The organism is Pseudomonas sp. G2-4 (assembly GCF_030064125.1).
In the GTDB taxonomy this organism is placed as follows: Bacteria; Pseudomonadota; Gammaproteobacteria; order Pseudomonadales; family Pseudomonadaceae; genus Aquipseudomonas.
In genome coordinates, this window is record NZ_CP125957.1 from 2,852,690 (window position 1) to 2,865,033 (window position 12,344).

Here is a 12,344-nt window from a genome sequence, read left to right on the forward strand (position 1 = left end):
ATGACGCGACCATTGTTGGAACTTGAAGGCATCACCCGCAGTTTTATCGCGGGTGAAAAGGCGTTCACGGCGCTCAAGGACATCAACCTGACCATCAATGCAGGCGAAGTGGTCGCGATCACCGGGGCGTCCGGTTCCGGCAAGTCGACCCTGATGAATGTGCTCGGCTGCCTCGACCATCCGAGTTCCGGAAGCTACAAGGTGGACGGGCGCGAAACCGGCTCGATGACCGACCAGGAGCTGGCGGTGTTGCGCCGTGACCACTTCGGTTTCATTTTCCAGCGCTACCATTTGCTGCCGCACCTGAGTGCCTTGCACAACGTCGAGATGCCGGCCATTTACGCCGGTGCCGTCGAGTCGCAGCGACACAGCCGTGCTGGCGAGCTGTTGACGCGCCTGGGGTTGGTGGGACACTTGAGCAATCGGCCCAATCAGCTCTCGGGCGGCCAGCAGCAGCGGGTGAGTATCGCCAGGGCGCTGATGAACGGCGGCGACATCATTCTGGCGGACGAACCCACCGGCGCGCTGGACACCACCAGCGGCAAAGAGGTGATGAAGATCCTGCTGGAACTCAACACGGCAGGGCATACGGTCATCATCGTGACCCACGATGAGAAAGTGGCGGCCCATGCCCAGCGCATCATCGAGATCCGCGACGGCGAGATCGTCAGTGATCGACCCAATCCGCAGCGGCTGCTGGAAGATCAGCCGCCTCAGGAAACACGCCCGGCCAAAGTCAAACCAGCGAACAGCCTGCTCGCCAGTTTCGGGTTGTTCAGCGAAGCGTTCAAAATGGCCTGGGTGGCGTTGATTTCGCACCGGATGCGAACCCTGCTGACCATGCTGGGCATTATTATCGGCATTACGTCCGTGGTCTCGATCGTCGCCATCGGTGAAGGGGTCAAGCAATATGTCCTGAAAGACATCCAGGCGATCGGCAGCAATACGATCGAGATCATGCCCGGGGCCGACTGGGGGGACAGTCGTTCGACGGCTATCGAAACCTTGGTGCTGTCCGATGTTACCGCCCTGAGCGACCTGTATTACATCGACAGTGCGACCCCCAACGTGGGTCGCAACCTGTTATTGCGTTATGAAAACATCGACCTCAACGCAACCGTCAACGGTGTGAGCGAGAGCTATTTCCAGGTTCGCGGGATCAAGATCGGCGCGGGCGTCGCGTTCAGCAAGGACGATGCCCGGCGACAGTCGCAAGTGGTGGTCATCGACCACAACACGCGCCAGAGACTGTTTGGTCCGCACACCGACCCGCTGGGCAAGGTGATTCTGGTCGACAACCTGCCTTGCACGGTCATCGGCGTGACCGAAGACCGCAAAAGCGTGTTCAACACCAACAAGAGCCTGAACATCTGGATGCCCTATGAAACGGCCGCCGGTCGCTTGCTGGGCCAGCGTTTCCTGGACAGCATCACGGTACGGATAAAGGACGGGCAACCGAGCAAAGTGGTGGAGGACAACGTCGTCAAGCTCCTGCAGCAGCGCCATGGCATCAAGGACTTCTTCACCTACAACCTCGACAGCGTGCTGCAGACAGTGCAGAAGACCAGCCAGTCGCTGGCGCTTCTGCTTTCGTTGATTGCGATCATCTCGCTCGTGGTGGGAGGCATTGGTGTGATGAACATCATGCTCGTCTCGGTGACCGAACGTACCCGCGAGATCGGTATCCGCATGGCCGTCGGTGCACGCCAGTCCGATATACGCCAGCAGTTCCTGGTGGAGGCGGTGATGGTGTGCCTGATGGGGGGCACGATTGGCATCGCCTTATCGTTTGGGATCGGCTACGTCTTCTCGATCTTCGTCAAGGAATGGCAGATGGTGTTCTCGATGGGATCGATCGTCGCGGCTGTCGTCTGCTCGACCCTGATAGGGATCGTGTTCGGCTTCGTGCCCGCGCGCAATGCCGCGCGGCTTGATCCGATCAATGCATTGGCGCGTGATTGACCTGGTCTACCAGGCTTGAAGCCAGTTACTCCCCCTGTGGTGAGGGGATTTATCCCCGTTGGGCTGCGAAGCAGCCCTCGCAAGGCTGAATGCATTCATCCTGTCACTTAGCGCTGACTGGTTTCAGGGCTGCTTCGCAGCCCAGCGGGAGCAAGCTCCCTCGCCACAGAGGATTGTGTCTGGCCCTATATAGTTTGTGCCTGACCCTTTATACCGCTTCGCGTGCGGCAAGCGAACGCGTCTCACCGACCTTCCCGAGCGAATGTTCGAAGCGCTCCAACACCATGCCGACCTCGGCCTCGGTGATGGTCAGGGGCGGCAGGAACCTGAGCACCGCGCCATGGCGTCCGCCGGTTTCCATCATCAACCCGTTGTCGAAGCAGTTGAGCTTGATGGCATGTGCCCGCGCTCCGTCGGCATGGCCGGCGCGCTGGTTGGTCGCCGGCTGGGTGATTTCCACGCCGATCATCAATCCGCGACCGCGGATGTCGCCGATGAATGGAAAACGTTGGGCGATGTCCACCAGGCCACTCTCCAGCTGCTTGCCCATCCGGGCGGCATGGGCAACGAGATTGTCTTTCCTGATTTGCTGCATGGTTGCCGCACCGGCGACCATCGCCACCTGGTTGCCTCGGAAAGTGCCCGCATGCATGCCTGGGCCCCAGGTGTCCAGGTGCTCGGCGTACACGATCACCGCCAGCGGGTAGCCGCCGCCGATGGCTTTTGAGAGCACCAGGATGTCGGGCACGATGCCCGCGTGCTCAATGGCGAACGTGCTGCCGGTGCGCCCCAATCCGGTCTGGACTTCGTCGACGATCAGCAAAATGTCCTGTTCGAGGGTGATTTCCCGCAACGCCCTCAACCAGTTGGCCGAGGCAGGAATGCAACCGCCTTCGCCTTGCACCACTTCGACGATTACCGCCGCCGGTTTGGCAACGCCGCCTTCGGGGTCCGACAGGACGGTGCGGATGTAGTCGATGGACAGTTGATCGGTGTGCTCGCCGTCGGTGCCGAACGGACACCGAAACCGGTAGGGGAAGGGCAGGAAGTGCGTGCCTTGGGCGATCATGCCGTCACCGGTCTTGGGCGACAGTTTGCCCATCGCCGACAGTGCTCCGGCCGTCATGCCGTGATAGCCGCCGTGGAAGGCCATCAACGGCGAGCGCTTGGTGTAGTGACGCGCCAGTTTGATGGCCGCCTCGACGGCATCCGAGCCGCTGGGCCCGCAGAAAAGAATCTTGCTGGTGTCGCGCATTTTCGCCGGCAGCATCGAGAACAGTTCCTGCACGAACGCATGTTTGGCCGGTGTGGCCAGGTCCAGTGCCTGCTGTAGATGATCGCTGCCGAGAAACTGCATCACGGCGTCGCGGACTTCGGGCGGGTTGTGCCCAAGGGCCAGGGTTCCGGCGTTCGACAGGCAGTCGAGAAACTCCTGGCCGCTGGCGTCCTTGATCCGCATGCCCTTGCCGCTGACGAACAGTCGCTGGAAAGTCTGCGCATAGGTTCGTGCGTTCGACTCGACGTTTTCGAGGTAAGTGAGTGCTTCCATATTCGATCATCCATAGGCTATGGAACGTGAACCGAGCGCGGGGTTTATTCATGCCCGATAGCAGGTGCAGCCGTTACTTGGCAGGTCCAGGTCATTTCAACAGGCCCCCGTATTTATCGCGAATTTTCTTGCCGGCAACTGTCCCCGTTTTCCACGCCAGACATCAAATCCGGCCCGAGGTTAAATGGCTGCCACACGAGCTTCATCAAGCCCATCGCTAATGACTGCCACCTCCCTGACGGGTGCTTTGTTGTTTTTCACCTTAGTCATCCTCTCTAGAGAACCCTATGCATGTCTTCAAGCCCCCAGGGATATTGCTGGTGACACTGTGTGCGGTGGCCTTGAATGGTTGCGTATTGGGCCCGGACTATCGGGTGCCTGACGTTCCGATCGCCGCCAAATGGCAAGCACCGTTGCCTCACGGCGCATCCGTAGTGGCTTTGGCCGATTGGTGGCAGCAGTTCGACGACCCGGCGTTGGCTGAGCTGTTGCGTCTTTCCGAAACCGATAGCCCGTCCATGGATGAGGCCTGGGCCAATATCTCGCTGGCCCGGGCAACCGCCGCCAGTGATGCCGCGGATGCCTTGCCCAAGATCGACGGCACATTGTCCGGCGGCCGGGGGGGACAACAGACCGGTGCTCAACGCCTGGGTGGATCAGGTTCTTCGGCCACGATGGATGCGGCATGGGAGCTCGATATGTTCGGCAAGTTGCGTCGCAACAATGAAGCGGCGAAGTCCCGTGTCGAGGCGCGGGTAGATGACTGGCATGATGCGCGGGTTACGCTGGCGGCCCAGGTCGGCGACTACTATGTGCAATACCGGGGCTGCCAGAAGCTGGTACTGGCCTACACGGATCAGGCCCAGTCACAACAAGACACCGCCCGCATCACTCGTGAGTCGTTCGGGGCGGGCTTCACTTCCTCCGCCGACGCCGCCCTGGCCGATGCCAGCGCCGCCAGTAGTGCCGCGGCCCTGGTCCAGCAGCAGAGCGAGTGCCAGGTGCTGCTCAAAAGCCTGGTGGCGCTGACGGGCAGTGATGAAGGGCGGCTGCTGGAGGTGCTCGGGCAGACACCGGCGCAACTGCCCCAGCCGGCCGAGCTCCAGGTGCGGCAGATTCCAGCCGACCTGTTGCGTCAGCGCCCGGACGTCGCCTCCAGCGAACGAGAACTGGCAGCGGCCAATGCCGAGATCGGCGTGGCTCAGGCTGAACGGCTGCCGAGCCTGAGCCTTTCCGGCACATTTTCCGTGGGCACCATGGTCGGCCAGCGTAACCGCTCCTGGTCGTTGGGCCCGGTGCTGTCGATTCCGCTGTTCGATGGCGGTAAGCGCCGCGCAGCGGCGGACGGTGCCGAGGCCTCTTATGACGCGGCCCTGGCGGTCTATCGCCAGACGCTGCGCACCAGCGTGATGGAAGTGGAACAAGCCCTGGTGCGTCTCGATGCGGCCCGTCGTCGGGAGTCGGATGTGGCGCGTTCCACCGCCGGTTTTCGTGAGTCTTTCGAGGCCATCGACCGCAATTGGCAAGCCGGCAACGTCAGCCTGCTGGACCGTGAAACCGCACGTCGCCAGGCGCTGACGGCCGAAATCGAATTGATCACCTTGCAGCAGGATCAAGTGCGCTACTGGATCGCCTTGTACAAAGCATTGGGCGGCGGGTGGCAAGCCAATCAACCCTTGGTGCGGAACCGGGCAACGAGCGGAGAGGGCGTGTGAGGTCGCGGTCAGGTAAGTTCGCGCTGGCGCTCGTCGTGATCGCCGTGGTGGTGGCGTTGATCTATTTTCGCCGTGGCAGCGAACCGGCCGCGCCCGCGCCCAATGTCAGCAGCTTGAGCGTGGAGGTGGTCCAGGCCCGGCGCCAGGTCTGGCCGCAGCTGTTATTCGCCAATGGCGCGCTTGCGCCCTGGCAGGAAGCGGTCATCAATGCCGAGACCAGTAGCCTGCGCATTGCCAGCATCGAGGCCGATGTGGGCAGCCGGGTGAAGAAAGGTCAATTGCTGGCCACGCTGGCCTCCGAAACGGTCGTCGCTGAAGAAAACAAGCAGAAGGCACTCGTCGCCCAGGCCGAGGCCAATCTGGAGCAGGCCCGATCCAACGACCGTCGCGCCAAAGTCGTCGGACAGGGCGGGGCGTTGTCGGAACAGCAGCGCGAAGATTATCGAATCAAAGTAGCGCTCGCCGAAGCTGACCTCGCCAGCGCCCGCGCCGAATTGCAGAGCACTCGGATCCGGCTCAAGCAGACGCGCATCGTGGCGGTGGACGACGGCATCATTTCGGCGCGCACGGCGTTGCTCGGCAAGGTGCTCTCCGCCGGCGACGAGCTGTTTCGCCTGGTGCGCGACAGCCGCATCGAATGGCAGGCCGAGCTGGATGCCCGCCAGTTGGCCCAAGTTCAGGCCGGCCAGGTCGCCCGTATGACATTACCCGACGGTCGGAGCCTGGAAGGGCGGGTGCGGCTGGTGTCCCCGACATTGAATACCAAGACCAGCCGGGCGCTGGTCTACATCTCCCTGCCAACCGACAGCGCCGCCCAGGCCGGCATGTATGCCAGTGGCCAGATTGAACTGGCGCCCCGTGAGGCGCTCACGGTGCCGGACACTGCGGTCATCCTGCGGGATGGGCGTTCCTATGTGTTCACGCTCAATGACGACATGCACGTCGTCCAGCGGCCGGTCGTGGTCGGCAGGCGCCTGCACCAGGCCGTGGAAATCCTCAGCGGCCTCGACGAGCCGGCCCGGATCGTGCGCGCCGGCGGCGCATTTCTCAATGACGGCGCGAGCGTGACCCTCGTCCAAGCCCAGGTCGCCCAGCCATGAATATTTCAGCCCTGTCGATCCGCTATCCGGTTCCGGCCGTCATGCTGTTCATTCTGCTGACGCTCTTCGGCCTGTCGGGTTTTGGCAAGCTCGCCATCCAGGATTTTCCGGACATGGACCTGCCGGTGGTGGTGATCAGCGCCTCATTGGAGGGCGCGGCCCCCGAGCAGTTGGAAACGGAAGTGGCACGCAAGATCGAGGACAAACTGACCTCCCTGCGCTTGCTCAAACACGTGACGACGACCATCACCGACGGCGCGGTCAACATCAGCGTCAGCTTTGACATCGACAAGGATGGCAACGAGGCACTGAACGAAGTGCGTAATGCGGTGGACAGCGCCATGCCGCAACTGCCGGCGAGCCTGGATACACCGTCGGTTTCACGGATGACCACCAGCGCCTCAGCGTTGCTCACCTATGTCATCGACTCCGACAATCTGGATGAAGAAGCCTTGTCCTGGTTCGTCGACAATGAATTGAGCAAACAGCTGCTGGCGGTGCCCGGCGTCGCGATGATCGAGCGCGTGGGCGGTGTCGACCGGGAAGTCCAGGTCAATCTCGACCCGGCCCTGATGGCGGGACTGGGGATTCGGGTGACGGACGTGGCCAGCCAGTTGCGGGCCATGCAAAAGGACAACTCAGGTGGCCAGGGCAACCTGGGCAGTGGTCAGCAGGCCATGCGGACCTTGGGGGCCATCGACGATCCGGCGGCGCTCGGTGCCATCGATATTCCCAGTGGCGACGGTCGTCTGCTGGCGTTGAGTCAGTTGGCCGATATTCGCGACACTCACGCCGAACGCAGCACCCGGGCGTTTCGTGATGGCAAGCCGGTGATCGGCTTCCAGGTCACCCGTTCCCTGGGCTTCTCCGATGTCGGCGTGGCCAACGACGTGCGCAAGGCCATGACCACGTTTGTGGAGCAGCATCCCAACGTGCAGATTGTGGAGGCCAGTGACACGGTCAAGGCCGTCCTCGCCAATTATCACGACTCGATGAACCTGTTGTACGAAGGCATGCTGCTGGCGGTATTGGTGGTCTGGTGGTTCTTGCGGGACTGGCGCGCCACGCTCATCGTCGCCACGGCACTGCCGTTGTCGATCATCCCCACCTTTGGTGTGATGTACCTGGCCGGGTTTACGCTCAACTCCGTTTCCCTGCTGGCCCTGGCATTGGTCATCGGCGTGCTGGTGGACGATGCCATCGTTGAGATCGAGAACATCGCACGGCATTTACGCATGGGCAAGTCGCCGCTTCAGGCCGCCACTGAGGCTGCGGATGAAATCGGCCTGGCGGTGCTTGCCACGACCGTCACCCTGGTTGCGGTGTTCCTGCCCACGGCATTCATGGGGGGGATCGCCGGGAAACTGTTCCGCCAGTTCGGCGTGACGGCTTCGGTTGCGCTGTTGTTTTCACTGTTGGTAGCACGGGTGCTGACACCCATGATGGCGGCCTATTTCCTCAAGGCAAAACATGAAGCCGCTCACGATGGTCCGTTGATGACCCGTTACCTGGGCTGGATTCACACCAGCCTGACCCGGCGCAAGACGACGATGTTCCTGGCCAGCCTGTGCTTTGTTGGCGCCTTGGCACTGGTTCCGTTGCTGCCTACCAGCTTCCTGCCCGCGCAGGACACCGGCCGCAGTAAAGTAACGTTGGAGCTGCCACCTGGCTCGACGTTGGAGCAAACCACCGCGATAGCCCTGCAAGCCAGCGAAAAGCTGCGCGAAATGCCAGACGTCAAACACGCTTTTGTCTCGGTGGGGACAGCCAGCAGTTCGGGCTCTGGGCCTGCCGGTATCACCGGCGCCAGTGATGCGGTGCTGACGGTGGAACTGGTCGCTCGGGACGCGCGTGATCGCAAGCAAGTGGAGGTGGAAGCGCAAATGCGCCAAGTGCTGCGTTCACTGCCGGGGGTGCGTATCAATGTCGGCGGTGATGGTAGCGGAGAGAAGCTCAATATCGTCCTCGCCAGTGACGACGGTGATCTGCTGGAGCGCACGGCAAACACCCTTGAACCGCAGTTGCGTGAACTGCGCGGGATCGGAAATGTGTCGTCGAGCAGCGCCCTGCAGCGCCCGGAAATCCAGATGCGACCGGATTTCGCCCGCGCAGCGGAACTGGGCATTACCAGCCAGGAAATCGCCGATACCTTGCGCATGGCGACCTACGGCGAATACTCTTCGCAACTGGGCAAAGTCAATCTGTCCCAACGCCAAGTGGATGTGCGGGTGCGGATGGATTCGCTGCTACGCGATGACCTGCAGGCAATCAACCAGTTGCGCGTGACCGGTCGAGACGGCCAGGTCGCCTTGGCCTCGTTGGGGGACATCAGCATGGGCAGTGGGCCGGCGCAAATCAGTCGGATGGACCGCCTGCGTAATATCACCCTGTCCATCGAACTCAACGGCCGCAACCTGGGCGAGGTCATGGCCGAGGCCAGCCAACTGCCGGGGATGCGCAATCTCCCAGCCGAAGTGAAGCAGGTGGAGCTGGGCGAATTGCAGCTGATGACCGAGCTGTTCGGAAGTTTCAGTCTGGCCATGGCCATCGGTGTGTTCTGTATCTATTCGGTCCTGGTGTTGTTGTTTCATGACTTCTTGCAGCCGGCGACGATTCTTTCGGCGCTCCCGCTTTCGCTGGGCGGCGCGTTGCTGGCCTTGTTGGTGTGCAACTTCAGTTTTTCCCTGCCATCCGTCATCGGTTTGCTGATGTTGATGGGGATCGTGACCAAGAACTCCATCCTGTTGGTGGAGTACGCCATCATGGCTCGCCGCGATTATGGCCTGAATCGATACGATGCGTTGGTGGATGCCTGTCACAAGCGCGCGCGCCCGATCCTGATGACCACCGTTGCCATGGGCGCCGGGATGTTGCCGACTGCGATGGGGATGGGGGAAGACCCGAGTTTCAGGCAGCCGATGGCCGTGGTGGTGATGGGTGGTTTGCTGACTTCCACGGTGTTGAGTCTATTGGTCGTGCCGGTGATTTTCACTTATGTGGACGATGTGCTGGAGTGGTTGAAACGTCGCACTCGCACGTCAGGGGAAAAAGGCGTGGCAGGGGAAGGAAGTGCAGGGGGGTAAACAACAATCCCCCAACAAAGACTCGATTCAGGTAGTGATCGAGCAATCGTTGGGGGGAAATTTCATACGGCTTGTTGAATCACGCTGTTGCCGCTCCATTCGACGTGGGTGGGTGTGGCATCCATCGAGTGCATCCATCGGATAAGCGAACGGCGTCCGCCAATCCCCATTTTTATAGCGGCACGCTTCAGATAACTTTCGACCGTGTTGACTTTCAGGTTCAGTTGTTCCGCAAGTTCAGGTGCGGTGCGCCCGGCCAGCAGACCTACGCACACTTCTGTTTCGCGAGAAGACAAACTCAACCCGGACAACAGCAGTCGATCGGCAAATCTTTGGCGTAGCGCTTCCATGCCGCCGCTTTCCGAAACATCCAATGGCAGGCAAGGATCCTGCCGAACGGATTCCGACGGAACCAGGGCGGCAACATGTTCCTCGACCATGGGCAGTAAAAGACAGGAAAAGTCTTTCAGCAGCGCATGTTCCTGCGCGGAAAATCCTTTGGAAAACGGTGACCGATATACGGACAGTACATAACGACGACCATTTTTCCGGGTGGTCAGATGTAACTGGGTGGTTGTGTTGTAGGAAGGCGTTTTATCCGGACGCTCGCACTTGAGCAGACATCGGGAGAAATTGGCTACTTTTTGTGGAGCAGCATCTTCAAAAAAAATGTCGTCGGCCAGGAAAAAAGGCTTTGCTGTATGAGAGTCCATGATCGCGTCGATGCATGTATTGTCCATGCCAACGCAGCCTATACTGGAGGTGCTCGGTTCAGACATATTACTTGTGCCTATCCGTTGCTCAGTAATATGCGTTGCGTCTACGGGTATTTCCGTGAGTATCAGGTCGTGCAGCATGCGAGGAAAATTGCGGCTGCCTGTACTGGCAATGACTTTGCCAACGTGCGGGAATAATCGTTGTAGGTTCATCCTTTCTCCAAACTCATACCAATTATTTGATTTATAGCTGCAGTTCAGTGTGCATGGAGCTCTTTGCTGAAATGTTTCGATTACGGAATGTCTGGCCGATATCCAAGGGTTTATGGTGCGCGTCTGACGAACGGCATGTCTCGGGGGATGGGTTATAGAGGCGAGTTGTTTTTATAGCATTCTTGCTGAGGACCTCCTCATAAGTTGTGAATGTGCAAGGCAGTGTGCCGTAGATGATTTTTTCGCCCTTCGAACCTAGTGCAATATTGCGTCTTTCAACTGTCCATCCGGAACGTTTCAGGATTTTCTCCATCATGGTGTCAACAACAATTTCATAGGTGTGTATATTTTGCTGTTGAGCAAACTTAATCATTGACAGGAAAAGTGCCGCTGTGCGAATGTCTACATTAGCTTGAGTGAGTTCTCCTGTGGCGAAACTGTCAGTCGAAAGTGCAAAGCGCGTGGCCTCCCAGCAATGCTGTAGACACGGTCTGGGTTTGTCGGTTGGCAGGATAAAGCTCAAGGAACCGCTCATAAGTGTCGGTTTGTTGGAGGGGCGTAGTCGAACGCAACCGGTCACTCGATCATGGGTATGGGCATAGATATAAATCGCGTCGGGGTCGTCGTATTCATCCCACTCGTAATCGCTGCCTTGATAACTTTCAATGTCCCATTTTTTTCTGTCGATGAAAGCTAGTTTGCGAATGGATAAAATTTGTTCGAGGGTTTTGAGTGGGATTTTCGAGTAGCTTGCGACGCTGGTAGATACGCCGGAAAATTGATAGGTGCAGGGGGAATAGTTCATGAACGCGATTTCTTGGCTGCGGATGAAGCTACTGTTAACTTTGCACTAGCGCATTTCAACTGTACTAAAGTACAGTCTTTGGTTTATAGAGCGGATAGTCTAATTAGTAGGTTGATTTCTACGCTGCCTTATACTCACAAGGAAGGGTCGTTAGTTGGAGGTTCGTATCACAATGAATCCAAAAAAGTATAGGCGCGCAGTAGTGGCTAATTGGGGCTATTTCAGCGTGGCAACGCTGCGATGACTAGATTGCGTAGGCATCATTTTTTTGACGTCTTGAGAGAGAAGCTCTAACTAGTTGAAATCGCACGGTTCGAAAAATTGACGCGTTCAGACTTGGATATGGATACATGTAATACAAGAGTCATGCAGTTGTGAGAGCGTTGGCTTCATGTGCGCGCTTGTTTCTTGCCTGCGGAGGCAGCGATGTCAATTTGCAAGTTTGAAGGGGTAAGTGGCACATTGATGTTGGTCTAGTGTGTTTACTCTATTAGGTGGGTTGTCTGACTTCATATGACTTGAGCGGGATATCATATGAGGAGAATGGATTGATCTGACCCTGAAGAACGAGCCGGCCTGGCTCCTGATATGGATAATGTTATGAACTATATTGCGCTTTCTTTGATGACTGTATTGTTGGTTCCTGGCCCGACAAACTCATTGTTACTGCAAACGGGTATAAGCAGAGGGTTCAATGCTCGCTCAATGAGGTTCGTAGGTGCGGAGTGGCTGGCCTATATTATTCAGATGACGATGTGGGGGGTGTTCATTGATCTGCTGATTACCGACCACTCTTGGGTGGTGATTCTAACCAAAATATTTGCTGTGTGCTTTTTGTTTTATATTTCCTTGAAACTGTGGTTCTCGGTAAAAGACAGCGCATCAGGCAGCACCACAGGCATTACGGTATCTGATTTGTTCCTGGCAACGCTGACAAACCCAAAAGGGCTGTTCTTTGTTTCGTTCGTTGCGCCGGCAGGCACATTTTTGTCACTGAATAGTTACTTGTCATTCATATTGCTATTTTCTGTGATTATTTTTCCGGTAGGGCTTGTCTGGATTGCGTTAGGTGCCTTTTGTGGTCGGAAACTGCACTCGATTGTATCGGGGCGACTTTTAAGCCGCGCCATATCTCTGGTGATCGGATTGTTCGCATGTGGCATGCTGTTCAATATCGCATCGCAGGCGGGGTTTGCTTGAG

Annotated in this window: 8 protein-coding genes; 5 read left to right on the forward strand and 3 right to left on the reverse strand. The window is 58.4% G+C overall.

Translation table 11 applies throughout. The annotated features are described in order from the left end of the window. A complete protein-coding gene (locus QNH97_RS12285; protein WP_283557065.1) occupies positions 1 to 1,962 on the forward strand; it encodes a MacB family efflux pump subunit in 1,962 nt (653 codons plus the stop codon). A gap of 208 nt (positions 1,963 to 2,170) precedes the next feature. On the opposite strand, the gene QNH97_RS12290 is transcribed toward QNH97_RS12285, so the two are convergent. Continuing rightward, a complete protein-coding gene (locus QNH97_RS12290) occupies positions 2,171 to 3,511 on the reverse strand; it encodes a diaminobutyrate--2-oxoglutarate transaminase family protein (protein WP_283557066.1) in 1,341 nt (446 codons plus the stop codon). 287 nt (positions 3,512 to 3,798) lie between these two features. Between QNH97_RS12290 and QNH97_RS12295 the strand changes: the two genes are divergently transcribed. Genes QNH97_RS12295 through QNH97_RS12305 form a run of 3 tightly spaced genes read left to right on the forward strand, consistent with a single transcriptional unit; the run spans position 3,799 to position 9,409 of the window. Then, positions 3,799 to 5,226: an efflux transporter outer membrane subunit gene (locus QNH97_RS12295; RefSeq protein WP_283557067.1), complete on the forward strand. Its 1,428-nt coding sequence runs from the start codon at positions 3,799 to 3,801 to the stop codon at positions 5,224 to 5,226. After that, positions 5,223 to 6,326: an efflux RND transporter periplasmic adaptor subunit gene (locus tag QNH97_RS12300; RefSeq protein WP_502944521.1), complete on the forward strand. Its 1,104-nt coding sequence runs from the start codon at positions 5,223 to 5,225 to the stop codon at positions 6,324 to 6,326. The genes QNH97_RS12295 and QNH97_RS12300 overlap by 4 nt, the downstream gene beginning before the upstream one ends. Then, the gene (locus QNH97_RS12305) at positions 6,323 to 9,409 is read left to right on the forward strand and encodes an efflux RND transporter permease subunit (protein WP_283557068.1); all 3,087 of its coding nucleotides are present in this window, start codon (positions 6,323 to 6,325) and stop codon (positions 9,407 to 9,409) included. Before QNH97_RS12300 ends, QNH97_RS12305 begins: the two co-directional genes overlap by 4 nt. A gap of 62 nt (positions 9,410 to 9,471) precedes the next feature. Here QNH97_RS12305 and QNH97_RS12310 read toward each other — a convergent pair whose 3' ends face one another. Together QNH97_RS12310 and QNH97_RS12315 are read right to left on the reverse strand one after the other, a co-directional pair. Continuing rightward, entirely contained in the window at positions 9,472 to 10,338 is an 867-nt protein-coding gene (locus QNH97_RS12310; RefSeq protein ID WP_283557069.1) for a helix-turn-helix transcriptional regulator, read from the reverse strand. 31 nt (positions 10,339 to 10,369) lie between these two features. After that, a complete protein-coding gene (locus QNH97_RS12315; RefSeq protein WP_283557070.1) occupies positions 10,370 to 11,143 on the reverse strand; it encodes an acyl-homoserine-lactone synthase in 774 nt (257 codons plus the stop codon). A 600-nt stretch (positions 11,144 to 11,743) separates the two neighbouring features. Between QNH97_RS12315 and QNH97_RS12320 the strand changes: the two genes are divergently transcribed. After that, entirely contained in the window at positions 11,744 to 12,343 is a 600-nt protein-coding gene (locus QNH97_RS12320) for a LysE family translocator (protein ID WP_283557071.1), read from the forward strand. Position 12,344 lies beyond the last annotated feature (1 nt).